The organism is Actinomycetota bacterium (assembly GCA_035697485.1).
Lineage (GTDB): Bacteria > Actinomycetota > UBA4738 > UBA4738 > HRBIN12 > JAOUEA01.
Genome location: DASSCU010000051.1, coordinates 16,564 through 42,185, shown reverse-complemented (window position 1 = coordinate 42,185; position 25,622 = coordinate 16,564). Strand labels below are relative to the sequence as shown.

The window sequence follows — 25,622 nt, the reverse complement described above, 5'->3', positions numbered from 1 at the left end:
GGCATCGGCATGAGGATCGCGGCGTGCGTGTCGTCGAAGTTCGAGCTGTTCCACCGGCGATCGAGCCTCCTGAGGGTTCGCGTATCATGCCGCGCCGTGATCCCCCTGCGTCGCATCTCCCTGCCATTCCTCACACTCACGCTCGCCGTCGCCGTCGCGGCGTCGGCCTGCACCGGAGGCGACGACGGGGCGAGCGCCGTGCCATCCACGTCTTCGCCCGCAGGCGAGGGGGTGGTGAGCGAGGATACGGGCAACACCGAGTTCATCCCCGGGCGATTCATCTACCAGTTCAACAGCATCACGGCCCAGGCCACGTTCGAGGGCAACGTCGCGACGATGAACGTCCGCAACGGCACGGGAGCGGACCTCGGCGCGCCGGCCCTGTACGTGCTCGGTGCCGACGACCGGCGCTACGACGGGGTGGTCGACGGCGCGATCCCGATCGCCGAGGGTGAGCAGGTCACGCTGGAGTTCACGTTCCCCGACGCGGTGTCGCCGCAGACGATCGGGCTCGCGATCCTATCGTTCGGCGACGACAACGTGGGCGCGATGGCCCCGGTGCCGAGACCCAACGCCTGAGCCCCGCACGATCGTCGACGGTAGACTCGTTCCGACCCTGCCCGGAAGGACGTCCCCCCGATGCCCCGACCGATCCGCGTGGCGCTCGCAGTGTGGGTGTCGGCGAGCGTATTCGGAGTGCTCGCCTCCCCGGTCGTCGCGGGGGCCCGCGAGGATCCGGTCGTGCGGACCCGCATGACCGGATGGGAGTCGCGGGCGGGAGGGTTCCACATCTACCGATCCGGAGCCACCGCCCGGCTGCAGGTGGGTGTGTGGCCCGCCTTCCCACGCGAGACGGTGCGGGCTCGGCTCGAGTGGCGTCGTCAAGGGCGGGCGTGGCGCCTACTCGACCGATCGAGCGCCATCCTGAACCGCGACAGCCGAGCGCTGTTCGAGATGCGGGGTGTCCCGAGAGGGTATCGCTTCAGGATCAGGGTCCGGATCGAGCCGACGCAGGAACATCGGGCGGCGCGATCGGGCTGGTCGTACTTCCGGGCCAGCTGAGCGGCTCAGTCGTGGCTGGCCGGTTCACCCTCGCCGGCGGCCCGCCGAGCCAGTACGAACAGCAGGTCGCTCAGCCGGTTCAGGTAGCGACGGACCTCGGGGTTGACGGTTCGACCGGCCCGCTCGAGGGAGACCACCGCACGTTCGGCGCGGCGGATCGTGCTCCTGGCGATGTCGAGTGCCGCGCTCGGCGGGTCGGCGCCGGGCACGATGAAGACCTCGGGCAGGGGCCGCTCGGCCACGAGCTCGTCGATCCGCGACTCGAGGCGCAGGGTCATCCGTCCGGTCACGAGGGAGACGCCGGCCGTCAGCTTGGCCCGATGATCCGCGTTCGTCGCGAGATCGGCGCCGACGACGAACAGTTCCCGCTGCAGCGCGAGGATCTCCTCGGCCATCGACGTGTCGCCCGAGAGCGACCGCGCCAGCCCCAGCACGGCCACCGCCTCGTCGGTGGTGCCGTAGGCCTCGGTCACGAGGTCGTCCTTCGGCACGCGACCCCCGTAGAGGAGCCCGGTCGTGCCGTCGTCGCCGGTCTTCGTGTAGATGCGCGGCATGGCCCGCTAGCATAGGCGCATCGCTGCCGCCCCCCAGGCGGCGCCCGGCACGAGGAGAGGCTTCCGATGACCGGACACGCGGGCAGGTTCGGCTCGGTCGTGACCGCCATGGTCACGCCGTTCCGAGACAACGACCACGCGGTCGACCTCGACGGCGCGCAGCAGCTCGCGTCGTGGCTCGTCGACAACGGCACCGACGCGGTCGTCGCGGCCGGGTCTACGGGCGAGTCCCCCACGCTCAGCTTCAGGGAGAAGGCGGAGCTGTTCCGCGCTGTCGGCGAGGCGATCCGAGGGCGCGCCAAGCTGATCTGCGGGACGGGCACGTACTCGACCGCCGAGACGCTCGAGCTCACCGAGGCGGCCGAGGACGCCGGCGCCGACGGCCTGCTCGTGGTCACGCCCTACTACAACAAGCCGCCGCAGCGCGGCCTGATCGCGCACTTCGAACGCGTGGCCGACGCCACCGACCTGCCGATCATCGCCTACAACATCCCGGGCCGCACGGCGATCCGCATCGAGCACGACACGTTGCTCACGCTCGCCGAGCGCCCCAACATCGTGGCGGTCAAGGACTCGACCGGCGACTTCCAGGCGGCCTCGCGTTTGATCGCCGAGGCGCCGAGCGGCTTCGAGGTCTACTCGGGCGACGACTGGGCAGCGTTCGGGTACGCGTGCCTGGGTGCCGTCGGGGTCGTGAGCGTCGCGAGCCACCTCGTCGGCCCGCAGATCCATCAGATGCTCGAGCTGGTCGGCACGGGCGATGTGCCCGCCGCCCGCAAGATCCACGAGCAGCTCTCGCCGTTGTTCAACGCGCTCTTCATCACGTCGAACCCGATCCCGGTGAAGGCCGCCCTGAACATGCTCGGGCGCCCCGCCGGGGTGCCGCGGCTGCCGCTCGTTCCCGCGACGACCGAGGAACGGGCACGGGTCCGCGCAGCATTGGAGGACGCCGGTCTCCTCTAGCGCGAACCACTGTCGCGTCGTCTTCCTCGGCGGGGTCGGGGAGGTCGGCCGCAACATGGCATGTGTCGAGCTCGACGGGCGCATCTTGATCATCGACGTCGGCCTGTCCTTCCCGTCGGGCGACATGCCCGGCATCGACCTCGTGCTGCCCGACTTCGACTACGTGCGGAACAACGCCGGCCGTATCGACGCGATCGTGCTCACGCACGGACACGAGGACCACATCGGCGCGCTGCCGTACCTGCTGCGCGAGATCGCCGAGGTGCCCGTCTACGGGACACCCTTCACGCTCGAGCTCCTAAAAGGCAAGCTCGAGGAGCATCAAGTGAGCGACCGATGCGAGCTGCGCACCGCGGTGCCCGGCGAGGGGGCGAGTATCGGCTCGTTCACGATGCGGTTCCTGCGGGTCACGCACTCGATCCCCGACGGCATGGCCGTCGTCGTCGACACGCCGCACGGCGCGATTCTGCACACCGGCGACTTCAAGATCGACCAGACGCCGCTCGACGGCCGACCGACCGACCTGCACGGCCTCGCCGAGGAGGCGAGCGGCCGCGGCGTGCACCTCCTGCTGAGCGATTCCACGAACGCCGAGGAAGCCGGCTACACCGATAGCGAGCGCACGGTCGGCCCCGTGCTGCAGCGCATCGTCGAGCACGCTCCGGGGATCGTGGTGGCGGCCTGCTTCTCGAGCCACATCCACCGCGTACAGCAGATCGTGAACGCCGCGCGCGCGAACGAGCGCGTGGTTGCGTTCCTCGGGCGCTCGATGCTGAACTCCGTGGCGGCGGCACGCCGTCTCGGCTACCTGCAGATCGACGATCGAGACGTGATCGACATCGCCGAGGTCGCCGACCTCGATCCCGGCCGCGTCGTCGTGATCTGCACCGGCAGCCAAGGCGAGCCGTTCTCCGCGCTCTCTTTGATGGCGCAGCGCCAGCACAAGTGGGTGAAGCTCGACGAGGGCGATACCGTCGTGCTGTCGTCGTCGTTGATCCCCGGCAACGAGCCGGCGATCCACCGCGTGGTCGACGCCGTCTACCGCACGGGGGCGGACGTCTACCACATGCCCGCCGATCCTGTGCACGCGAGCGGCCACGCCGCGGCCGAGGAGCTGCGTCTGATGCTGTCGCTCGTGCGGCCGCGGTGGTTCATCCCGATCCACGGGGAGCGTCGTCACCTGCAGCACCACGCGCGACTGGCCGAGGAGGTCGGCATCCCGCGCGACCACATCGTGATCTGTGAGGACGGCGACATGGTCGAGGTGGGAAAGCGGGTCGAGATCGTCGACCGGGTGCAGGCGGGTATGACGTTCGTCGACGGCCTCGGCATCGGCGACGTGGGTGGCGAGGTCCTGCGTGACCGCCGCAAGCTGGCAGGCGACGGCGTGGTCGTGGTGGTGGTGACGGTCGACTCCCAGACAGGCGAGCTCGTCGGCGGTCCCGACATCGTGAACCGGGGCTTCGTCTACGAGGAAACCTCACAGGACATCCTCGACGAGGCGCGCGACCGCGTGATCGCCGCGATCGGCGAGACCGCCGACGCGCATGTCACGGACCCGTCGGCGCTGCAGCAGGACATCCGCCGCGCGCTCGGCCGCTACTTCAACGAGGTGACGCAGCGCAAGCCGGTGATCCTCCCCGTCGTCATGGAGGTGTGAACGGGGCTCCGGTCGTTGCTTGCAGCGGGCCGATTTCCCGTCAGACTGACATCCTCATGGCGACGAAGACTTCCCCGTCGCGGCGTTCGTCGTCGCGTGTGTTCAGCCGTCCTGCCGGCAAGAAGACGTCGGCGAAGCGCCCTTCCGGGAGGAAGCCGGCCCCGAAGAAGAAGCCGCAGCGGGCCCCCGCGACCCAGATCCTCTCGCCGTTCGCGAGGGACACGCTGGGCATCGGGCTCATGGTCCTCGCCGGCCTCGCGGTGCTGTCCGTGTGGTTCGACGCCGCCGGGCCGATGGGCGACGCGTTCTCGCGCCTCCTGCACACGGGCTTCGGGCTCGCGGCCGTGCTGTTCCCGCTCGTCGGGCTCGGGTGGGGCATCGCGCTGCTGCGCGACCGCTCACCCGAGGAGCGCATGCGCATGCTCATCGGGTTCGTAATCATGGGGCTCGGCGTGCTCGGCCTCGTGTCGATCGTCCGCGGCAACCCCGGGGTGTTCGCTCCCGCCGTCGACACGAAGGTCCGCGGCGCCGGCGTGACGCAGGGCTTCTCGGACGCCGCCGGATTCTTCGGCACGCTGGGCGCCTCTCCGCTCTCGAAGGTGATGTCGCCTGCGGGTGCGGCCCTCGTCGACCTGGGCCTCGCCGTGATCGGCACGCTGATCATGACGGGCACCTCGTTCGCCGAGCTCGGGCGGAAGGTCGCACGGGCCCGGGCGTCACTCGCCGAGAGGTACGAGGCGAAGCGCGCCGACGAGCAGGCGAAGGCGGAGGCGAAGCTCGAGAAGCAGCGCCTGAAGGACGAGCGCGCCATGGAGAAAGCCGAGAAGGGGTCCAAGGCGAAGCTGACGGAGCGGCTCGGACTCACCGAGCCGGTGGTCGTGCTGCCGGAATCAGAGGCGCTCGGAACCCTCGATCTGCCGCCGGATGCGGCCGACGAGGCTTCCGGGTCCACGTCGGCGCCCACGAAGGCTCGCGGTCGCACGATCACGACGGCCGACGGGCCGTACCGGCTTCCGCCGCTCGACCTGTTGCGGACCGCGCCACCGTCGACGAACGACGGCGTGCACGAGAAGGACATCATGGAGGCGCTCGGACACACGCTCTCGACGTTCGGCGTCGACGCCAGGGTGACCGCCGCCCATCGGGGGCCTACGGTGACGATGTACGAGGTGGCCGTCGCGTCGGGCACCAAGGTCAACAAGGTGCTGAACCTCTCGAGCGACATCGCCTACGCGCTCGCGACGCCCGACGTGCGCATCATCGCCCCGATCCCCGGCAAGTCCGCGATCGGCATCGAGGTGCCGAACCGTCACCGCGACTTCGTGATGCTCGGGGATATCCTGCGCTCCAGGGCTGCCAAGCAGGCCACCCATCCCCTGCAGGTCGCCCTCGGGAAGGACATCCACGGCGAGGCCCAGATGGTGAACCTCGCGACGATGCCGCACGTGCTGATCGCCGGGGCGACCGGCGCCGGCAAGTCGAGCCTCGTGAACAGCTTCGTCACGTCGATCCTGATGCGCACGAGCCCCGACGACGTGCGACTGGTGCTCATCGACCCCAAGCGAGTGGAGCTCAGCCACTTCGCCGAGGTGCCGCACCTGCTGAGCCCGGTGATCGTGCACCCGAAGCGGGCCACCGAGGCGCTCGAGTGGATCGTTCGCGAGATGGAGATGCGCTACGAGATGCTCGCGACGGTCGGCGTGCGCGACATCGACGGCTACGAGGAGGGCCTGCGTGAAGGCACGCTGCGCCTGCCGGTCGGACGGGAGCACGACTACCGGCACATGAGCTACATCGTCGTCGTGATCGACGAGTTGGCCGACCTGATGATGGTGGCGCCCCGAGCGGTCGAGGACGCGATCTGTCGCATCGCGCAGATGGCCCGCGCGGTGGGCATCCACCTCGTCGTCGCCACCCAGCGCCCGAGCGTCGACGTCGTCACCGGGCTGATCAAGGCGAACATCCCGAGCCGCATCGCCCTCATGACCTCGAGCCAGGCGGATTCACGCGTCGTGCTCGACCAGAACGGCGCCGAGAAGCTCGTCGGGCACGGCGACATGCTCTTCGCGCCCGCCAACGCCTCGAAGCCGACGCGGCTGCAGGGCGCGTGGGTCACCGAGGCCGAGATCCAGGGCATCTCGGAGTTCATCCGTGCCCAGCGTGAGGTCGTCTACGAGCAGCACGTCGAGGGGCTCGGGATCCCGCCGACCGAGGCCGAGCTCTCCGCCGGGACGAGCGGCGCGGGGGACAGCGACGACGATCTGCTGAGCCAGGCCGCCGAGTTGATCATCCGTTCTCAGCTGGGGTCCACCAGCATGCTGCAGCGCAAGCTGAAGGTCGGGTTCGCTCGTGCCGGGCGCATCATGGATCTCTTGGAAGAGCAGGGCATCGTGGGTCCGAGCCAGGGATCGAAGGCCCGCGACGTGCTCGTGACATGGGACGAGTGGGAGGAGCGTCGCGGCGCCTGAGGCGGTCACGGAAGGAGGTGGAGCGGGCATGTCCTTCCTGATGCGAGCGTCAACGGTCGCCCTCGCCCTGGTGATCGGCTCGGTCGCGGCCTGTGCCGATGCGCCGCGTTCCGGTCGGCTCTCCGACGACGGCGCCGTCGAGACTCCATCGGTCGCCGTGATCGAGTGCCTGGCCGACGGCTCGACCTCGGTGCGGACGCCCCAGGTGCTGGTGCGATCCGACGGTGTTCACGTCAAGGTCGTGAGCCATCTCGACGAGCCTGCGAGCATCAACGGCTGGGGTTTCGACGTCGAGCCGGGCACCACCCGACACGTCTCCGGCACCGCTCCGGGAACGATCGAGACCGCCTGCTGGAGGTACAGCGCACACGACTCCGGCACCGAACCTCTGACGCACTCGATCGACGTGCTGGATCCGGACGGCTCGTACTTCGAGGGGGAGGTGACGTGCGACGGCAACGCGATGAGCTGGATCGCGGACTACGCCACCGCTCCAGACCGAGCCGTCGGTCGGGTCCCGCTCGACGTCGCCCGCGCCAGCCTGCGCGGATTGAGGGCTGACGACGAGGTCGGATACGCCGGCTACCCGGCGGCCGACGACCCCGGAGTCGTCGTCGTGCGCGACGGCGTCGTGGTCGCGTCGGTCGCGTTCGCGAGGTTCGACGGCGAGTGGTCCTCGCCCGGCGGGACGATCTGCGAGGACGCCGACATCCACGTCGCTGGGGGCTGACGAACCCTAGAGGGCGCCGACGCGCCGGGCGACCTGGAACAGCGTGTCGGCGTGCTGTTGCGGGTCGATCATGAACCGCCCCGCCATGCCTACCTGGCCCTGCCAGTACGCGTAGATGCGCTCAGCGTGCCAGCCACGTTCGGCGCCGCTGCGGTAACTGCGGACGAGCTCGCTGCCGCTCCAGATCGCCGGGGGAGCGACGATGAAGCCGCCGCGGGTCCCGTCGATCGAGAGCCAGTAGGCACCGACCAGTCCCCACCGTCCGTCGTCGAGCTGGCCCGAGACCAACAGGAACTTGACCGGGCCCTCCGAGAGCGTGTCGGGCGCGGTGACGGGTTCGCGGATCGCCGAGAGCGGCGAGGACTTCCAGGTCGTGTCGTTCATGTCAGGCTCCATCAGCACGGGTTCCCTCCCCCTCGGAGCGCACACTAATCCCCCGAACGGGGCCGTCGCGCCCGGCGAAAGTCGGTGTTTTCCCGCTCGGGGGCCGTCGGAAGTCGGTAGTTCGGCGACCGGCGGCTTAGGCCGGGTCACGTACAGCAGCGGGCGCGTCGTCGGCGAGCTTCACCCACTGCTCGTGGTCCCGCCAGGCGCCCCGGATGAACAGGTACCGGGGCGAGAAACCCTCGCGACGGAATCCCGCGCCCCGGACGAGCGCGATCGAGGCCTCGTTCCCCGGCTGCACGTTCGCCTGCACGCGATGCAGCCCGAGGTCGTCGAACGCGTAGCGCAGCAGCAGCGGCATCGCCGCGCGCATGTAGCCCCGCCCGGCGAACGGCTCGAAGGCGTAGTAGCCGAGGAACGCGCTCCGGAACGGGTCCATGACGATCTGCGAAAGGTTCATCACCCCGGCGATCGAACCGTCGTCCGCGTCGCAGACCAGGAGGGAGCGGTCCGTCTCGGACCGGTTGCGCGTCAACAGCCGCTCGAACCAGGGCGCCGGGTCGCCGGGTTCCAGCCACGGGTCGTGGAGCTCGCTCGACGCCAGGAGGCGCTCGATGAACTCAGCACGGTCGGCCTCGACCGGCGGTCGCAGCAAGACCCTGGGGGTCATGCCTCCAGCGCCCGGGCCCTCGCCTCGGCGATCACACGCTCGGCCGACGCCCGGTCCTCGAAGCCCTCGGTGCTCACCTTGTGCCCTTCGAGGTCCTTGTAGACCTGGAAGAAGTGCTCGATCTCGTTCAGCAGGGTCATCGGCAGCCCCGCGAGATCGCCGACGTGCGACCAGATCGGGTCGCGGAACGGGACGCACAGGATCTTCTCGTCCTCGCCCTTCTCGTCGGTCATGCGGAACAACCCGATCGGTCGGACGTTGATGCGGCACCCCGGGAACGTCGGCTCGCCCACGAACACCAGGGCGTCGAGGGGATCGCCGTCGCCACCGAGGCTGCCGTCGATGAACCCGTAGTCGGCCGGGTACTGCATCGAGGTGAAGAGCATCCGGTCGAGCACGATCTCGCCGGTGTCGTGGTCCATCTCGTACTTGTTGCGTGACCCCTTCGGGATCTCCACGATCACCGTGAGGACGTCGTTGGTCATGCGGGGGAGTGTAACGGCGCTATCATCCCGAGGTTCCCATGGCCGGCACCTCGCTGCATCGACCCATCGGGGTCGGCCCGGCGCTCGAGAAGGCACGACGCATCCGCGGGCTCTCGCTCGACGAGGCTTCGCGCGACACGAGGCTCCGGGTCGACCAGCTCGCCGCACTCGAGATCGAGGATTTCGCGGCGCTGCCCAACGACGCCTTCGTCCGTGGCGCGCTGCGCACGTATGCCCAGTACCTGGGTGTCGATCCTGACAAGGTCCTCCGCGCCTACGGGCGCCACGCGGCCGAGCCCGTCGCCCCCGCGCCCCCCGAGGGGCTCGGGCGCATCGAGCGAGCGATCGCGGCGACGCGGATCCGCGACAACCAGCGGTTCCTGCTCCTCGGGGCGGCGACGCTCGTCCTCCTCCTGCTGTTGTTCGGGCTCGTCGCCCGTGACCGCGGCGCCCCTGCCCCGGCCGCGATCCCGACGAACGCACCGCCGACGGCGGGCGTGTCGTCGACGATCGATGCCGTGCTCGTCGCGCTGCGGCCCGTCGAGGTCACCGTGACGGTCGACGGCGCTCCCGAGACTCGCGACATGGAAGAGGGCGAGACCCTCTCCTTCTCGGCCGACGAGGAACTCGTGCTCACCGTCGCCGACGGAGGAGCGGTACAGGTGACGGTGGCCGGGCGAGACCTGGGAGCGCCCGGAGAGCCCGGGTCGGCGTGGACCGACACCTTCACGTTCGATGTGCGCCCCTCGGCCGACGCGACCACCGGATCGCCCGCGCCGTGAGCCGAGCGGTGCGTGTCGAGGTCGTCGGGGTGGGCACCGAGCTGCTGCTCGGCCAGATCGCGAACACCAACGCTCGCTGGATCGGTGAGCGGCTCGCGGAGATCGGTGCCGACGTGCTGTTCCATCAGGTGGTGGGGGACAACCTCGACCGCATCGTGTCGGTGCTGGAGTTCGCCGCGTCTCGAACCGACGTCGTGATCGCGACCGGCGGACTCGGGCCCACCGAGGACGACATCACCCGCGATGCGATCGCCCGGGTGATGGGTGTGCCGCTCGACCGTGATCCCGGCCTCGAGCGCTGGTTGCGCGAGCGGTTCGCAGGGTTCGGCGCTGGTTCGATGCCCGAGAACAACCTGCGCCAGGCCGACGTGCCTCGGGGGGCCCGCACGATCGAGAACGACCGTGGCTCTGCCCCTGGGCTCGTCGCCGACCTGTCGGGCGGCGTGCGGATCTACGCGCTGCCGGGGGTCCCGGCAGAGATGATCGCGATGATGCGGAGCACGGTGCTGCCGGAGCTCGGCGCCTCGATCGGGGCCGCCGTGGTGCGCTCCCGCACCTTGCGATGCGTGGGGATCGGGGAATCGAGGGTCGCCGAGATGCTGGCGGACCTCTTCCCGGCTTCGTCGAACCCGAGCCTCGCCTACCTGGCGTCAGCGGGCGAGGTCAAGGTGCGGCTCACGGCGAAGGCCGACACCGTGGAGCGGGCCGAGGCGATGATCGCCCCGCTCGCGACCGAGGTGCACCGGCGCCTCGGTGACCTCGTGTTCACGCTCGACGACGAGACGCTGGAAGAAGCGGTCTCGCGGCTCCTGCTGGCATCGGGGCGACGTCTCGCCTGTGCCGAGTCGCTCACGGGCGGCAGCGTCGGTGCTCGCGTGACCGCCGCCGATGGCGCATCGAAGGTCTTCGTCGGGTCGGCCGTCGTGTACACGGCCGAGGCGAAGCGGCGGGTGCTCGGCGTGTCGCGCGAGACGATCGAGGGCCCGGGGGTCGTCAGCCGCGAGTGCGCGCTCGAGATGGCGGCAGGGGCCAGGCGCCTGTACGGAGCCGACGTCGCCGTGTCGCTCACCGGTGCCGCGGGTCCCGATCCTCATGACGGGGCGGAGCCCGGAACGGTGTGGATCGGGCTCGACGCGGAAGGCGTCACCCACGCGCGCGGGTACGTGGCGTCGGGTGACCGGGCGCGGGTGCGTCGGTGGGCTGAGCAGGCCGCGCTCGACCTCGTGCGGCGCTTCCTCGAGGGTAGGTCGCTGCCCGAGGGCGACCGCATCATCTGACGGCGCGAGGCGGACGAGCGTGGCCAGGGATCGTGCGGCGAGGCCCGAGGCGAAGCCGCACCGGCTGTTCGTCGCCATCTCGATCCCCGTCGAGGCCGCGGACGCCGTCGGGGCCGCGATCGGTCCGTGGCGTGAGGCCTACCCCCGGGCTCGGTGGGTGCCCCGTGAGAACTGGCACGTCACGCTCGCGTTCTTGGGGTCGACCTATCCCCGGCTCATCCCGTGGGCGCAGGGGCAACTGGCCGATGTCGCGGCGCGGACGCCGCCGTTCGAGACACGTCTGCGCGGGCTCGGGGCGTTCCCTTCGGTCGGCCGCGCACGCGTGCTCTGGGCCGGGCTCGACGACGGGGCCGGGGAGATCGCGAAGCTGGCCGTCGCCGCGCGGGATTCCTTGGCCCGCGAGTTCCCGCCCGAAGCCAGGCCGTTCAGCGCGCACCTCACCGTTGCGAGGAGCGACCCCGCATTGGCCCTGCCCCCGTCGTTCGCGGAGACGTCCCTCGAGAGCGATCGGTTCGGGGTCGATGCGCTGCTGCTCATGAGGAGTCACGTCCGCCGGCCCGCACCCGTCTACGAGCGGGTGGCCTCGTTCGCGCTGGGAGGCGGTGAACGGCCGGGAGGATCTCCGGAGCCTGTCTGACCCGGGTGGTTGCATCCGAACAGGTGTTCGGGTACCCTGCCGGCCAGGCTGGGATCACAGAGGTGTAACTTATGTCAGACCCGCTCGCTAGCGTGCGCGTTCCAACAGGAGACGAGCTCGCACGGCACCTCCTCGCCGGTGGGCCGAGGGGCCAGAGGGCCAGGGAGAAGGAGGCCACGGTGGACCGCGAAAAGATGCTCGACGTCACGCTCCAGCAGATCGAGAAGCAGTTCGGCAAAGGCGCCGTCATGAAGCTCGGTGAGCACCCGGCGGGGGCGGGCGTGTCGGTGATCCCCACGGGCTCGCTCGCGCTCGACCTCGCGCTCGGCATCGGCGGTGTGCCGCGTGGGCGCATCATGGAGGTCTTCGGTCCCGAGGGCTCGGGCAAGACCACCGTCTGCCTCCACATCATCGCCGAGGCACAGGCCAACGGCGGCATCGCCGCCTTCATCGACGCCGAGCACGCGCTCGACCCGACCTACGCGCGAGAGTTGGGCGTGAACATCGACGAGCTGCTGGTCTCGCAACCCGACTCGGGTGAGCAGGCCCTCGAGATCGCCGACATGCTGGTGCGCTCGGCCGCCCTCGACCTCGTGGTCATCGACTCGGTCGCGGCGCTCGTCCCTCGCGCCGAGATCGAGGGGGAGATGGGCGACACCCATGTCGGCCTGCAGGCGAGGCTCATGAGCCAGGCGATGCGCAAACTCTCGGGGTCGCTCTCCAAGTTCGACACCACGGCGATCTTCATCAACCAGCTCCGCGAGAAGATCGGCGTGATGTTCGGTTCCCCCGAGACCACCCCGGGTGGCCGCGCCCTCAAGTTCTACTCGTCGGTCCGCCTCGACGTGCGCAAGATCGAGAACCTCAAGGACGGCACCGAGGTCGTCGGCTCGCGCACCAGGGTGAAGGTGGTCAAGAACAAGGTTGCCCCGCCCTTCCGGCAGTGCGAGTTCGACATCATGTACGGCAAGGGCATCTCTAAGGAAGGTTCCCTGCTCGACGTCGGCGTCGACCTCGAGATCATCAAGAAGTCGGGCGCGTGGTTCACGTACGAGGGTGAGCAGCTCGGGCAGGGGCGCGAGAACGCGCGCGCGTTCCTCGCCGAACACACCGATGTGCGTGACGAGATCGAGCGGAAGGTACGCGAGGCGGTCGGCATCACGTCCTTCGGCGACGAGGGAGACGAGACCCCGATCGAGATCGTGCCCGACGTGGTGCTCGATGACGAGCCCACAGCGGACGACAAGGCGAAGGCCAAGGCCGGAGCCGACGGATAGGCGGGTGCGCGAGACCTCACCCTCCGGGCGTGGGCCCGGCGCAGCCAAGCATCCGAGGAGTTGTCACGAGCGGGCCCTGGGGCTCCTGGCGGTGCGTCCGCGGGCCCGCCGGGAGCTCGAGCGTCGCCTCCTGGCTGCCGGATTCGAGGTCGATGAGGTCGACGACGTGCTTGCGCGTCTCGAGCGCGTCGGGCTCATCGACGACGAGTCGTTCGCGCGTCAGATGGCGGACCACCAGTTCGGATCGCGCCGCGCAGGTCGTCGCGCCGTGACGAGCGTGCTGCTGGCGAAGGGCATCGCCCCCGAGCTCGCCGCTCGCGTCGCCGAGGACGCCCCCGATGCCGAGCACGACCGGGCGCTCGAGCTGGCTCGATCACGGGTGGGTCGGCTCACCGGCGTCGAGCCCGTCAAGGCATTCGGCCGGCTGACGTCCCTGCTCGTTCGTCGCGGGTATGCGCCCGACGTCGCGCGATCGGCAGCACGCAGGGCCCTCGAGGTCGACGACGAGGACTAGGCCGATGGGACCTTGTCTGGTGCACGGCGCGGCCGTAGCATCGTGAGCACGAGAGGAACACTTCCGAAACCACGTTCAACGAATCCACCTGTGAGCGAGCATTGTCCCTGACCCACATCGACCCGACCGCCCAGACCCAGCCGGGTGTCTATCACCGGCGAACCATGACGATCCGCACACTCGCGCACAGCGTCTGACCGAACGAACGCGGACCGGAGGGTCCTTCTCGCAAACGTCGTCTGACGAGGTTTGTGGAGGAGAGCCATGGTCCCAGTGTTGACCGCTCTCGCCGGGCTGCTGCTCGGCTTCGCAGCGGGGTTCCTGTACAGGAAGTCCATCGCCGCCACCAACGCCCAAAGCATCGAAGCACGCGCGCAGAAGATGTTGCTCGATGCGGAACGTGAGGCTGATGCGACCTCGAAGCGTTCGATCGGCGAGGCGAAGGAAGAGATCGCGACGATGCGTCGCGAGGCCGACGACGACATCCGGGCGCGTCGAGACGAGATCGTGCGCCAGGAGCGTCGCATGAGCGAGGCGGGCAACGATCTGCAGGTGAAGATCGAGCGAGCCGATGCGCGGGCGGTCGAGCTCGAGGAGCGCGACGAGAAGCTCATGTACGTACGAACCCAGCTGGAGAGGGCGACGGAGCTCCATCGGGCCCAGCTCGAGAAGATCGCCGGGCTGACGTCGACCGAGGCCCGGGACCAGCTGATGGCTCAGATCATCGACGAAGCCAAACGGGCGGCGATGAGCCAGGTCCGAGAGATCGAGCAGCGTGCCCGCGAGGAGGGCGAGGAACGAGCTCGCAAGATCGTCACGATCGCGATCCAGCGGGTGGCCTCCGAGCAGACCGCGGAGTCGACCGTGAGCGTATTCGCCTTGCCGAGCGAGGACATGAAGGGGCGCATCATCGGCCGTGAGGGTCGCAACATCCGGGCGTTCGAGTCGGTGACGGGCGTGAACCTGATCATCGACGACACGCCCGAGGCGGTCGTGCTTTCATGCTTCGATCCGGTGCGGCGCGAAGCGGCCAGGATGACCCTTGCCAAGCTCGTCGAGGACGGCCGCATCCATCCGGCCCGCATCGAGGAGATCCACGAGCGTTCCCAGCGCGAACTCGAGGAACACGTCCGCAGGGCCGGCGAGGATGCCGTCGCCGACGTGGGCATCACCGACATCCATCCCGAGATGGTGAGATTGCTCGGCCGATTGCAGTACCGCACGTCGTACGGTCAGAACGTGCTTCGGCACCTCGTCGAGTCCGCCCACATCGCGAGCAGCCTCGCGGGGGAGATCGGGCTCGACCCGACGGTCGTCAAACGCGGGGCGTTCCTGCACGACATCGGGAAGGCCGTCACGCACGAGGTCGAGGGATCGCACGCGATCATCGGCGCTGAGATCGCCCGCCGTATGGGGGAGTCGCCCGAGGTCGTGCACTGCATCGAGTCGCACCACGGCGAGGTCGAGCAGCACACGATCGACGCGGTGCTGGCGCAGATCGCCGACGGCATCAGCGGCGGACGGCCCGGTGCACGGCGCGAATCGCTCGAGACGTATGTGAAGCGCCTGGAGCGGCTCGAGGAGATCTGTACGGCGCACCCCGGCGTCGTGAAGACGTTCGCGATGCAGGCAGGCCGCGAGGTCAGGGTGATGGTGGAACCCGAGGACGTCGACGACATGCAGGCGCAGGTGATCGCGCGCGATATCGCGAAACAGGTCGAGGAGGAACTCCAGTACCCGGGTCAGATCCGGATCACGGTCGTGCGGGAGACCCGGGCGACCGAGTACGCACGCTAGTCCCGATCAGCGTCGCGAGTCGCCTTCGCGGTCTTCTTCCCGCTGGCCGCTCCCGCCAACTTCCGAAAGCTCAGGCCCTTCGAGGGCTGTGGGCCGGCCACCCAGGAGTCGCCGTCGGTCGATGGTGTCGACGCCGTTGGGGCCGCATCCGGAGTCGGTGGCGCCGCAGCCGGGGCCGGCGCCTCCGGCTCGTCGATCGGGTCGACGGCCGCCAGCGGATCGGCGAGCGCGTCGGGATCCACACCGGCGCGCAGGGCTGCGAGGTCGGCCTCGGTCTTCTGGAGTGCGCGCTCCGCCTCGTCGGCACGTCTCGTCACGTCGTCGAGTCGTGAGCGCAGCTCTCTGAACTCTTGTTCGGAGTGCATCGAAGGGATGAAGCCGTCGTCCTTGGCCATCCGCAGCGCCGCCTCGGCCGCCTCGGTGGCCGCGTAGGCGCTCCGTGCGCGGGCCTCGCTCTGGAGCAGTTGGGACTCGAGGTCGCGGAGCTGGGACCTGAGGTCGACGACCTCGGCGTCATCGGGGGCCCCTGCCGGCTGACCAACGTGCTGCGCGGCGTCCTGGGCTGTCGATTCCAGCTCGAGCATACGGCGCTCCGCCGCTTCGGCTCTCGCTCTCGCTTCGACCGCCGCATCCTCGGCGGCGGCGAGTTCGTCCCTGACCGACGCCAACGTTTCCTCGGCCTCGGATCGCCCGGATCGAGCTGTCGCCAGCGCAGCCTCGAGCGCGGCGGTCGCCTCCTTGGGTCCGTCGGCGTCCGCCGGCGCTGCTGCGATGGCGTCCTCTGCCGCACGCTCGTCCGCCTTCGTTCGCTCGATGTCGGCGCGCACGTCCTCGACGGAACGCTCAGCGGCCATGGCCCGCTCCTCGGCCTCGGCCGCTCGCCGCTCCGCGGCGGCGACCTGCTCGTTGGCTGCGGCGAGATCTGCCGTCGCCCGTTCCGCCTCGGCCGTTGCCTGGGAGAGCTCGTTCCTGATGGAGTCGACGTCGGCCATCGCCGCGGCGACCTCCGAGCGTGCGGCTCGAAGCTCGTCCTGGATCTCGGTCGACAGCTCCCCGGCGTGGGCCGCGCGCTGCTCAGCAGCCGCGGCCCGCTCGTTGGCTGCGGCGAGATCGGCCGCCGCGCGTGCCGCCGCCGCTTCGAGTGCCGCCTTGGTTGCGGCGGCTTCCACCTGCGCCGTTGCCTCGGCTGCGGCGGCTTCGAGCGACTGAACCCGCGACTCTGCCTCCTGGGCCCTGGTCTCCGCGGCGGTGACCCGGGCTTCGGCCGCTTCGAGATCGGCCTTGGTTCGCGCCTCGGCCTCCTCGAGCGCAGTCGTGAGCTCGCCGGCGGTCATGTCCGTGTGCCCATCGAGGACCGCGACCTCGCCCTCCAGACGCTCGAGCACCAGCTCTCGCTGCACCGCAGCGGCCTCGAGTTCCACCACGGCGGCCACCAGCTGCTCGACCTTCGCGGATGCCTCGTCGGCGATGCGGGTCGCCTCGTTCAGCGCCCTCTCATGCTCGGCTGTGCGAGCATCGGCCTGTGCCGCGCGCGCCTCGGCTGCGTCGGCGCGCGATCCCGCCTGGGTCGCCTGGCCCTGTGCGCGAGCCACGTTCGCCTCCAGCACCGCCGCGCGTTCCTCGACCTCGGCGATCTTGGACTCCGTCGCGTCGGCCCGAGATCGAGCCTCGTCAGCTCGGGACTCCGCGGCGGCCGTGGCCCGTTCGGCGTCCGTCGCCCGGACCTCCGCGGCCTCCGCTGCGGTCCGAGCGGCGTCGGCATCCTCCGTCGCCCGGCGGGACGCCGCGTACGCCTCCTCAGCCTCGGCGCGCGCACGCTCCGCGTCGGCTCGAGCCTCTTCGGCTTCATCCCGCGCGCGCTCGGCGTCCGCCGTCGCGCGCTCCGCGTCGATCTTGGCGGCGACGAGACGCTCGTCGACGGCCCGAACGGCCTCCTCACCCTCGGCGACCGCCTGCTCGGCGGCGTTCCTCGCCTCGGCGAGCTCGCTGCGGATCTCGGACAACGCGGACCGAGCGTCGTCGAGCTGTTGCTCCGCCGCCTCGACCCGTGCGTTCGCCTGCTCGAGCTCAGCACGGGCCCCCGCTTCGTCCTTCCGGGTCTGCTCGAGGTCCCGCTCCGAGGATTCTGCCCTGACGGTGGCTTCCCGTGCCTCTGCAGCGAGTCGAGCCGCGGTCTCCCGTGCCTGCTCGAGCGCCTCGAGCGCGTCGGTCAGCTCACCGCGCAGCTCCTCGACCGTCGCCGACGCCTCGGCGAGGCGACCCTCGGCGATGTCGGCGCGGTCGGCCACGCTGCCCAGCTCTGCGAGGCGAGCGCCCGCTGCGGCGAGCAGCGTCTCGGTGGCGGTCGATGCTTCCGTCGCGTCTGCACCTGCCTGCAGCGCGGCGCGAAGGGCGCGCTCGGACGATGCCAGACGGCTGGCCAGATCGAAGATCTCACCGGCGTCGAGCCCTTCCGAGCGAACCGTCGAGGCTCGCAAGGTCTCGAGCTCCGCCACTCGGCGAGCCAGCGCACGTTGGGCTGCAAGGGATTCCTTCAGTTGGGCGCGTGCCTCCCGGAGGCGTGCCTTCTTGCTCGGCTTGTCGGCGTCCATCTGGACCGAGGTCCTCCTACTGTGGCGTGCGGGATCGTCGTTCCTCCCCCACATCGGCGGTGGTGATGCAGGCTTGAGAGGTGTCCGCGGATCTCGTGCGATCTGGGTAGCCGGCCGGTGGCATCGGCTACCCTCGTGAGGTCGTGGAGGGCACGTATGCGATCCGCACCTTCGGGTGCCAGATGAACGAGCATGACTCGGAGCGCATCGCCGGGTTGCTCCTCGCCGACGGCATGACCCCGGCCGACCGATTCGCCGACGCGCACGTGGTGGTGCTCAACACGTGCGCGATCCGCGAGAACGCCGACAACAAGCTCTACGGCAACCTCGGCCATCTGAAGCCGTTGAAGGCGGCCAACCCCCAGATGCGGATCGTCGTCAGCGGGTGCCTCGCCCAGAAGGACCAGGGCGAGATCCAGCGTCGTGCCCCTTGGGTCGACGTGGTCGTCGGGACCCACGCGCTGCCGCACCTCCTGGACCTGTTGGAACGCTCGGAGACCGAGGGCCCCCAGATGGACGTGCGCGAGCAGACGGAGACGTTCCCGAGCGCGCTGCCGGCGGCCCGCGATGACGCGTTCCGCGCGTGGGTCTCGATCGCGCCGGGGTGCGACAACGCCTGCACGTTCTGCATCGTGCCGCTCGTCCGGGGGCCGCAGCGTTCCCGCTCCGTCGGCGACATCTTGGCCGAGGTCCAGGGGCTCGCCGCCCGGGGGGTCGTCGAGGTGACCCTGCTCGGCCAGAACGTGAACACGTACGGTCGCGACGTCACCGTGCCCGGGTCGTCGCGCACTCCGCTGTTCGCCCATCTCTTGCGACAGGTGGGCGCGGTCGAGGGGATCCGACGGGTTCGGTTCACCAGCCCGCACCCGCACGACTTCACGCCCGACGTCATCGACGCTATGGCCGAGACGCCGTCCGTCTGCGAACACATCCACTTCCCGCTGCAGTCGGGGTCGGACGCCGTGCTTAGGCGCATGCAGCGGTCGTACCGGCGCGACCGCTACCTGGGCTGGCTCGATCGCATCCGCACGGCGATCGATGGGATCGCCGTCTCCACCGACATCATCGTGGGCTTCCCGGGGGAGACCGAGCAGGACTTCGAGCAGACGCTCGAGGTGGTGGAAGCCGCTCGTTTCGACAGCGCGTACATGTTCCAGTACTCGCCCCGTCCGGGCACGAGGGCGGCGGGCTTCGAGGAGCAGGTCCCCAAGCCGGTCGTGCAGGAGCGGTTCGACCGTTTGGTCGCGCTGCAGGAGCGTGTCTCGACCGACCGAGCCGCGGCGCTCGTCGGTGAGACCCATGAGGTGTTGGTGGAGGGCGGCGACCGGAAGGGACGCTCGACACAGTCGCGGACCCGAACGAACCGCATCGTGCACATCGCTGACGCCCTGGAGCCGGGCACCTTCGCGCGGGCCCGCATCGTGGCGGCCGCCCCACACCACCTCACTGGCGAGCTCGTGCACGCCCGAGTCGGCGCGGCCATCTGACGGCCGGCACGATGGCGACCGGGCCGCGGCTCCTGGCGCTCGTGGGACCGACCGCATGCGGCAAGACGGACGCGGGGATCGCGCTGGCTCGATCCCTGGGTACCGAGATCTGCTCGGTCGATTCGATGCTCGTGTACCGAGGCATGGACATCGGGACCGCCAAGCCGACGGCCCAGCAACGGGGGCTCGTGCGGCACCACCTGCTGGACCTCGCCGAGCCCTCCGAGCGGTTCACCGTCGCCCGCTACCAGGCCCTTGGGCGAGAGGCGATCTCGGGCATCCGGGCCCGTGGCCTTCCGCCCCTGCTGGTCGGTGGGTCGGGGCTCTACTTCCGAGCGCTCGCCGACGAGCTGATCTTCCCGGGCGAGGACCCGTCGGTACGAGCGCAGCTCGAGGATGAGGCCCAGGCCGTCGGTGTCGGACGACTCTTCCGGCGTCTCGAGGACCTGGATCCGGTCGCCGCGGCGAAGATCGAGCCGGGCAACGTGCGGCGCGTCGTGCGGGCGCTCGAGGTCGCCGCGATCACGGGCTCGCCGTTCAGCGCCTTCGCCGCCGACTGGGACCGCTACGACCCCGCGCGTGTGCTCGTGGCGGGGGTCGCGGTCGAGGCCAGAACCCTGGCCGCCCGCATCGCGGATCGCGTCGCGGCGATGTTCGCTGCCGGCTGGCTCGACGAGGTGCGTGGACTCGTCGGGCGCGGATTCGGCGCATGGCTCACCTCGAGCCAGGCGATCGGGTACGCGGAACTCGTCCGCCACCTCGACGGTAGGCTTTCCCTCGAGGAAGCCTGGGAGGGAACGGTGCGACGCACGAAGGGTTTGGCCCGCAGGCAGATGGCCTGGTTCCGGCGTGACCCTCGCATTCATTGGTTCGAGGCCGGCGAGGGCGGGGCGGTCGAGGTCGTCGACGACATGAGGGCGTTCCTGACGTCGTGAGAGGATCGCTCGAGTTCGCGAAGTACCAGGGGGCGGGCAACGACTTCGTGATGGTTGTCGACCTCGACGACGATCGACCCCTCTCGGCCGAGGAGGTGGCGGCGGTCTGCGATCGGCGGGCCGGGGTGGGAGCCGATGGCCTGATCCGGATCGTGCGAACCGACCGCGAGGGCGCATCGTTCTTCATGGACTACGCGAACGCCGACGGATCGGTGGCCGAGATGTGCGGCAACGGTATCCGCTGCGTCGGCGTGCTGTTGCACGACCGTGGACTGACCGACATCACCTCGGTCGATGTCCTCACTCGCGCCGGCGTCCGGCATCTCACCCTGCATGCCGAACCCACGGGTGTGCGGCGGGCGACCACGACGATGGGCACGCCGAACTTCACACGCGCGGCGATCCCGATGCGCGGTCCGGCCTGGGAGACCTTCCTGGCGCAGCCGCTCGAGATCGGTGACGGGCTCACGCTGACCGCCTCCGCCGTCTCGATGGGCAACCCTCACCTCGTCGTCTTCGTCGACGGCGACCCGGCGACCGTGCACGTCGGCCACATCGGGCCCGCGCTGGAGCGCCACGACCTCTTCCCAGAAGGCACGAACGTGGAGTTCGCGTACGTGCACGACGGGGTGGTGCACGCTCGGGTCTGGGAGCGGGGGAGCGGGGAGACGATGGCGTGCGGCAGCGGCGCGTGCGCCGCCGCGGTCGCGGCGAACGAGGCGGGCCTCGTCTCCTCGCGTACCGTCGTGCGGTTCCCGGGTGGCGACCTCGAGGTCGAACGTCGGGACGACGGCGAGGTGCTGTTGACGGGTGAGGCGCGGCGCGTGTTCGAGGGGGTCGCCGACCTCGAGGCGCTGGTGGGCTCATGAGCCTGGATGCTCCGACCGGCTCGGCGCTCGCGGATCGACTCGGTGACCGCGCGCTCGCCCTGATCGACGTGCCGTCGGTCAGCCGAGGCGAGGCGGACATCCTGGCATCGATCCGCTCATCGTTGCCGCGAAGCTTCGAGGTGCTCGACGACCACGACACCGTCCTGTTCGTCGCCCCGGCGGTGCGGCGGGCCGGGCGGCCGTTCGTCGTGCTCGCCGGGCACGTCGACACCGTACCGATCGCCGGGAACGTACCCGGCCTGCTCGAGCACGGCAGGGTGGTGGGACGGGGTGCGGCCGACATGAAGGGCGCCCTCGCCGTGATCATGGAGCTTGCGGACGAGCTCGCCGACGATCCGGGTTCCGTCGACGTCGGTTTGCTCTTCTTCGGACGTGAGGAGCTCCCATTCATCGAGAGCGCCCTCGTGCCGCTGTTCGATCGGTGCCCGCCCGCCGCCACGCCCGACCTCGCGATCGTGATGGAGCCGACCGACAACGCCGTCGAGGTCGGATGCCTCGGCAACCTGAACGCAACGGTCATCGTGACGGGGAGAGCGGCGCACAGCGCGCGTCCGTGGCAGGGCGAGAACGCGATCCACCGGGCGGTCGCGGCGCTCGCCCCCCTCGCCGACCTGCCCGTGCGCGATGTCATCATCGATGGGCTCACCTTCCGGGAGGTCGTGAGCGTGACCACGATCGCGGGCGGGGTGGCCGCGAACGTCGTCCCCGACCATGTCGAGGCGGGGGTGAACTACCGCTACGCGCCCGGACACGCCCCGGCCGAGGCCGAGTCTCGGCTCCGGGAGTTGCTGGCACCCGCGCGCGTCGAGGTCCGCATCGACGGGAACGCGCCCCCCGGGGCGGTGAGCGTGCGCAACCCGCTGGTGACGCGTCTCCGCGAGGCCGGCGATCTGCCCCTGCGGCCCAAGCAGGCGTGGACACCGGTCGCGGAGTTCGCCCTGGCCGGCGTCGACGCCGTCAACTTCGGCCCCGGTGACCCGCAGTACGCTCATCGTGACGACGAACGCGTCGAGGTGCACTCGCTGGTGCGATGCCACGCGGTCCTTCGCGCGTTCCTGGGCCTCGGGGCGGCCGCCGGTCGCGATGGGCAGGAGGGGTCGAAGACGTGACGCATCTGTCGCCGGGCATCCGGCGTATCGAGCCGTATCCGTTCGAAGAGCTCGATCGGCGCAAGGCGGAGGCGCTCGGCGCGGGCCGGGAGCTCATCGACTTCGGGGTGGGCGATCCACGGGAGGTAACCGCCCCGTTCATCCGCGACGCTCTGCGGGAAGCGATCGAGCCGACGTCCTCCTACCCGCGGGCCGCCGGTCTGCCGGAGCTGCGACTCGCCGTGTCGGGCTGGATCGGGCGGCGGTTCGGCGCCGACGTCGATCCCGACACCCAGGTGCTGCCGCTACTCGGATCGAAGGAGATCGTGTTCTCGCTCGCGCAGGCGACGCTCGATCCCGATGCCGGGAAGGACGTCGTGCTCGTCACCGCGCCGGGGTACACGATCCCCGAACGAGGCGCACGCTACGTCGGTGGCGACGTCCGTCGGCTGCCGCTGCTCGAGACCGACGGCTTCCTCCCGGATCTCGATGCCGTCGACGAGGCGACCTGGACCCGGACGTCCATCCTGTGGTTGAACTACCCGAACAACCCGACGGGTGCGGTCGCGTCGCTCGACTTCCTCCGCCATGCCGCGGAGCGATGCCGCCACCACGACGTGCTGCTCGCCTCCGATGAGGCCTACAGCGAGCTCTGGTTCGAGGGACCGCCGCCCGTGTCGGCCCTGCAGGTGGGTGACCTCACCAACGTCCTCGCGATCAACACCCTCAGCAAGCGGTCGTCGATGACCGGTTACCGCAGCGCCTTCGCCGCGGGGGACCCTGGCCTGATCGGAGCTCTCAAGGCGCTGCGCCCGAGCGTGGGCGTGACTCCCCAGGAGTTCGTGCAGCGGGCCTCGATCGCCGCGTGGAACGACGAGACCCACGTGGAGGACAACCGGGCACGGTACGCGGAGAAGCGGCAGGTCTTCATCGACCTGTTCGCTCGTCATGGTGTGCGCATCGCCGGCAGCGTGGCGACCTTCTACCTGTGGATCGCCGTCCCCGGTGGCCGACCGTCGCTCGACTGGGCGCTCGACCTGATCGACCGCGCCGGGGTGATCGTCGCTCCCGGATCCTTCTTCGGCACGGACGGGGAGGGGTACGTTCGTATGGCGATGGTGCCGACGTTGACCGAGTGCGAGCGCGCGGTCGAGCGCCTCGACGAGGCGTTGAGCGGGGTGCACGCGTGATCAGCGTCGCGGAACTGTGCGAGCGCGTTGAGTCGAGCTGGGTCGCCCGCTTTAGCGATCCGGAGGCTGGCCTCGACCACGAGGCCGTCGAGGCGACGATCGGCATGCTGGATCGGGGTGAGGTCCGAGTCGCGGAGCCCGACGGGTCGGGCTGGGTGGTGCACACGTGGGTGAAGCAGGCCGTGCTGCTCTACTTCCGGATCCGCGGCCTCGAGGTGAGCGCAGCCGGGCCGTTCGAGTACCACGACAAGCTGCCCCTCAAGCACGGGTATGACGCCCTTGGTGTGCGAGTGGTGCCGCCGGCGACGGCGCGGTACGGGTCGTTCCTGTCCCGGGGTGTCGTGCTGATGCCGAGCTACGTGAACATCGGGGCGTGGGTCGGACCCGACACGATGGTCGATACGTGGGCCACCGTGGGCTCGTGTGCCCAGATCGGCGCCGGCGTGCACCTCGCCGGCGGCGTCGGGATCGGGGGAGTGCTCGAACCGCTCCAGGCCGCGCCGGTCGTGATCGAGGACGGCGCGTTTATCGGCTCTCGGTGCATCGTGGTCGAGGGGGTGCGCGTGGGAGCGAACGCCGTGCTCGGGGCGGGCGTCGTGCTCACGGGGAATACCCCGGTGATCGATGTGACCGGTTCCGACACGGTCGAACACCGTGGCCGGGTCCCCTCGGGTGCGGTGGTGATCCCGGGGACCCGAACGCGGGAGTTTCCGGCGGGCCACTTCGGGCTTCCCTGCGGTCTTATCATCGGTCACCGGACGGAGGCGACCGACGACAAGGTGCGGCTGAACGAGATGCTTCGCGACTTCGGCTCGTCGATGGGGTAGGCGGCGGTGCGATGAGCCGATCCTCGAGCCCGACGAGTCGCACGCGCCGCCCCGTCGAGCGCCAGGTGCTCGAATCCCCACTGTCGGCGACGTGGCGACCTGCGGTCCGCGAGAAGGCGGTCCTCGTCGGCGTGGGGCCGGGGATCGACGAGGGCGATCTCGACGAGCTCGACGCGCTCGCCGATTCCGCCGGCGCCGAAGCGGTCGCTCGCGTCGTGCAGAGCCGTCAGGAGCCGGACCCCGCCACGTACATCGGGCGGGGCAAGCTCGAGGAGGTGCACGCGGAGGTTCATCGCGGCGGCGCGGACTCCGTGATCCTCGACCAGGAGCTCACGCCCGGACAACTCCGGTCGCTGGAGGAACGCATCGGCGTGAAGGTGATCGATCGCACCGCATTGATCCTCGACATCTTCGCCCTCCACGCGCGCAGCCGCGAGGGCAAGGCGCAGGTCGAGCTGGCCCAGCTCAACTACCTGCTGCCTCGTCTGCGCGGGTGGGGCGAGGCGATGAGCCGAGCCGGCGGCGGCGTCGGCACGCGGTTCGGCGGCGGCGAGACGAAGATGGAGGTCGACCGCCAGCACATCGGCCGTCGCATCGCGAAGCTCCGGCGCGAGCTCAAGACGCTCGCGCGGACCCGCGAGACGAAGCGGTCACGCCGGCAGGCGAGCGGTATCCCCCAGGCGGCGATCGCCGGCTACACCAACGCCGGAAAGTCGACCCTGATGAATCGCCTGACGGGCGCCGACGTCGTGGTGGCCGACCAGCTCTTCGCGACCCTCGATCCGACCGTTCGCCAGTTGAAGCTGCCGGGGGGACGCCGCTGCACGATCAGCGACACCGTCGGGTTCGTGAGCAGGCTGCCGCATGACCTCGTGGAGGCGTTCCGGTCCACGCTCGAGGAGGTGACGCTCGCCGAGCTCGTCGTGCACGTTGCCGACGCGGCATCCTTTGATCTGACCGACCAGGTCGATGCGGTCCGGCGGGTGCTCGGCGAGATCGGCGCCGGCTCCATCCCCGAGGTGCTGGTGCTGAACAAGATCGATCGTCTGAGCGGCTCCGAACGCGCTCGACTCGCCCGCCGCTATCCGGGCTCCGTGCCCGTCTCGGCGCTCTCCGGGGAAGGCGTTCAGGGACTGCTCGAGACCCTCGAGCTGACGCTGCCGCACCCACCGGTCGAGGTGGAGCTCCTCGTTCCCTACGGGCGCGAGGACCTGATCGCGCTCCTGTACCGCGAGTCTGAGGTCTTGTCGACGACGCACGAAGACGAGGGAACGGTCGTGCACGCCAGGGTGGGCCTCCGCGAGCTCGCCTCCGTGCGCGGCTTCGTGCGGAGCGAGCGACGGACCGGGTGACG

23 protein-coding genes and 1 pseudogene are annotated in these 25,622 nt (G+C 70.1%); 19 read left to right on the top strand and 5 right to left on the bottom strand.

Annotated features, from left to right (window positions below; translation table 11 throughout):
- The first annotated feature begins 96 nt into the window (after nucleotides 1–96).
- The gene (locus VFI59_13210; GenBank protein ID HET6714653.1) at nucleotides 97–579 is read left to right on the top strand and encodes a hypothetical protein; all 483 of its coding nucleotides are present in this window, start codon (nucleotides 97–99) and stop codon (nucleotides 577–579) included.
- Between the two features lie 60 nt (nucleotides 580–639).
- On the top strand, nucleotides 640–1,062 hold the full coding sequence (locus VFI59_13205) for a hypothetical protein (GenBank protein HET6714652.1): 423 nt from the start codon (nucleotides 640–642) through the stop codon (nucleotides 1,060–1,062).
- 5 nt (nucleotides 1,063–1,067) lie between these two features.
- On the opposite strand, the gene VFI59_13200 is transcribed toward VFI59_13205, so the two are convergent.
- Nucleotides 1,068–1,616, bottom strand: coding sequence for a cob(I)yrinic acid a,c-diamide adenosyltransferase (locus tag VFI59_13200; protein ID HET6714651.1), 549 nt, complete (start codon nucleotides 1,614–1,616; stop codon nucleotides 1,068–1,070).
- Nucleotides 1,617–1,682: 66 nt separating this feature from the next.
- Between VFI59_13200 and dapA the strand changes: the two genes are divergently transcribed.
- The 4 genes and pseudogenes from dapA (at nucleotide 1,683) to VFI59_13180 (ending at nucleotide 7,437) form a co-directional block, all read left to right on the top strand.
- Nucleotides 1,683–2,579, top strand: a complete 897-nt coding sequence (gene dapA / locus VFI59_13195) for a 4-hydroxy-tetrahydrodipicolinate synthase (protein HET6714650.1) — start codon at nucleotides 1,683–1,685, stop codon at nucleotides 2,577–2,579.
- 28 nt (nucleotides 2,580–2,607) lie between these two features.
- Nucleotides 2,608–4,239: pseudogene (locus tag VFI59_13190) on the top strand (ribonuclease J).
- Nucleotides 4,240–4,295: 56 nt separating this feature from the next.
- Nucleotides 4,296–6,707, top strand: coding sequence for a DNA translocase FtsK 4TM domain-containing protein (locus VFI59_13185; protein ID HET6714649.1), 2,412 nt, complete (start codon nucleotides 4,296–4,298; stop codon nucleotides 6,705–6,707).
- 28 nt (nucleotides 6,708–6,735) lie between these two features.
- A complete protein-coding gene (locus VFI59_13180; GenBank protein HET6714648.1) occupies nucleotides 6,736–7,437 on the top strand; it encodes a hypothetical protein in 702 nt (233 codons plus the stop codon).
- Nucleotides 7,438–7,443: 6 nt separating this feature from the next.
- Here VFI59_13180 and VFI59_13175 read toward each other — a convergent pair whose 3' ends face one another.
- From VFI59_13175 to VFI59_13165, 3 genes are all read right to left on the bottom strand, one after another.
- The gene (locus tag VFI59_13175; protein HET6714647.1) at nucleotides 7,444–7,821 is read right to left on the bottom strand and encodes a hypothetical protein; all 378 of its coding nucleotides are present in this window, start codon (nucleotides 7,819–7,821) and stop codon (nucleotides 7,444–7,446) included.
- A gap of 136 nt (nucleotides 7,822–7,957) precedes the next feature.
- Nucleotides 7,958–8,491 (bottom strand): GNAT family protein, encoded by a 534-nt coding sequence (locus VFI59_13170; GenBank protein ID HET6714646.1) that lies wholly within the window; start codon nucleotides 8,489–8,491, stop codon nucleotides 7,958–7,960.
- Nucleotides 8,488–8,976 (bottom strand): inorganic diphosphatase, encoded by a 489-nt coding sequence (locus VFI59_13165; protein HET6714645.1) that lies wholly within the window; start codon nucleotides 8,974–8,976, stop codon nucleotides 8,488–8,490. The genes VFI59_13170 and VFI59_13165 overlap by 4 nt, the downstream gene beginning before the upstream one ends.
- Before the next feature lie 38 nt (nucleotides 8,977–9,014).
- Here VFI59_13165 and VFI59_13160 point away from each other — a divergent pair, with 38 nt between their 5' ends.
- From VFI59_13160 to rny, 6 genes are all read left to right on the top strand, one after another.
- Nucleotides 9,015–9,758, top strand: a complete 744-nt coding sequence (locus tag VFI59_13160) for a helix-turn-helix domain-containing protein (protein HET6714644.1) — start codon at nucleotides 9,015–9,017, stop codon at nucleotides 9,756–9,758.
- Nucleotides 9,755–11,035 (top strand): competence/damage-inducible protein A, encoded by a 1,281-nt coding sequence (locus tag VFI59_13155; GenBank protein ID HET6714643.1) that lies wholly within the window; start codon nucleotides 9,755–9,757, stop codon nucleotides 11,033–11,035. The genes VFI59_13160 and VFI59_13155 overlap by 4 nt, the downstream gene beginning before the upstream one ends.
- Before the next feature lie 19 nt (nucleotides 11,036–11,054).
- Nucleotides 11,055–11,672, top strand: a complete 618-nt coding sequence (gene thpR, locus VFI59_13150) for an RNA 2',3'-cyclic phosphodiesterase (protein HET6714642.1) — start codon at nucleotides 11,055–11,057, stop codon at nucleotides 11,670–11,672.
- A 194-nt stretch (nucleotides 11,673–11,866) separates the two neighbouring features.
- A complete protein-coding gene (recA, locus tag VFI59_13145; protein HET6714641.1) occupies nucleotides 11,867–12,949 on the top strand; it encodes a recombinase RecA in 1,083 nt (360 codons plus the stop codon).
- A gap of 4 nt (nucleotides 12,950–12,953) precedes the next feature.
- Nucleotides 12,954–13,463, top strand: coding sequence for a regulatory protein RecX (locus VFI59_13140; protein HET6714640.1), 510 nt, complete (start codon nucleotides 12,954–12,956; stop codon nucleotides 13,461–13,463).
- A gap of 264 nt (nucleotides 13,464–13,727) precedes the next feature.
- The gene (gene rny / locus VFI59_13135) at nucleotides 13,728–15,260 is read left to right on the top strand and encodes a ribonuclease Y (protein ID HET6714639.1); all 1,533 of its coding nucleotides are present in this window, start codon (nucleotides 13,728–13,730) and stop codon (nucleotides 15,258–15,260) included.
- On the opposite strand, the gene VFI59_13130 is transcribed toward rny, so the two are convergent.
- Entirely contained in the window at nucleotides 15,257–17,851 is a 2,595-nt protein-coding gene (locus tag VFI59_13130; protein ID HET6714638.1) for a hypothetical protein, read from the bottom strand. The two genes, rny and VFI59_13130, sit on opposite strands and share 4 nt — an antisense overlap.
- Nucleotides 17,852–17,994: 143 nt before the next feature.
- Between VFI59_13130 and miaB the strand changes: the two genes are divergently transcribed.
- The 7 genes from miaB to hflX are packed head-to-tail and all read left to right on the top strand — an operon-like array spanning nucleotide 17,995 to nucleotide 25,620.
- Nucleotides 17,995–19,338, top strand: coding sequence for a tRNA (N6-isopentenyl adenosine(37)-C2)-methylthiotransferase MiaB (gene miaB, locus VFI59_13125; GenBank protein HET6714637.1), 1,344 nt, complete (start codon nucleotides 17,995–17,997; stop codon nucleotides 19,336–19,338).
- Between the two features lie 11 nt (nucleotides 19,339–19,349).
- Nucleotides 19,350–20,273 (top strand): tRNA (adenosine(37)-N6)-dimethylallyltransferase MiaA, encoded by a 924-nt coding sequence (gene miaA / locus VFI59_13120; GenBank protein ID HET6714636.1) that lies wholly within the window; start codon nucleotides 19,350–19,352, stop codon nucleotides 20,271–20,273.
- A complete protein-coding gene (dapF, locus tag VFI59_13115) occupies nucleotides 20,270–21,142 on the top strand; it encodes a diaminopimelate epimerase (GenBank protein HET6714635.1) in 873 nt (290 codons plus the stop codon). Before miaA ends, dapF begins: the two co-directional genes overlap by 4 nt.
- The gene (gene dapE / locus VFI59_13110; protein HET6714634.1) at nucleotides 21,139–22,272 is read left to right on the top strand and encodes a succinyl-diaminopimelate desuccinylase; all 1,134 of its coding nucleotides are present in this window, start codon (nucleotides 21,139–21,141) and stop codon (nucleotides 22,270–22,272) included. The genes dapF and dapE overlap by 4 nt, the downstream gene beginning before the upstream one ends.
- A complete protein-coding gene (locus VFI59_13105) occupies nucleotides 22,269–23,441 on the top strand; it encodes an aminotransferase class I/II-fold pyridoxal phosphate-dependent enzyme (protein HET6714633.1) in 1,173 nt (390 codons plus the stop codon). The genes dapE and VFI59_13105 overlap by 4 nt, the downstream gene beginning before the upstream one ends.
- Complete coding sequence (locus VFI59_13100; protein HET6714632.1) at nucleotides 23,441–24,268, top strand: 2,3,4,5-tetrahydropyridine-2,6-dicarboxylate N-succinyltransferase; 828 nt, start codon at nucleotides 23,441–23,443, stop codon at nucleotides 24,266–24,268. Before VFI59_13105 ends, VFI59_13100 begins: the two co-directional genes overlap by 1 nt.
- Nucleotides 24,269–24,279: 11 nt before the next feature.
- A complete protein-coding gene (gene hflX / locus VFI59_13095) occupies nucleotides 24,280–25,620 on the top strand; it encodes a GTPase HflX (protein ID HET6714631.1) in 1,341 nt (446 codons plus the stop codon).
- Nucleotides 25,621–25,622 lie beyond the last annotated feature (2 nt).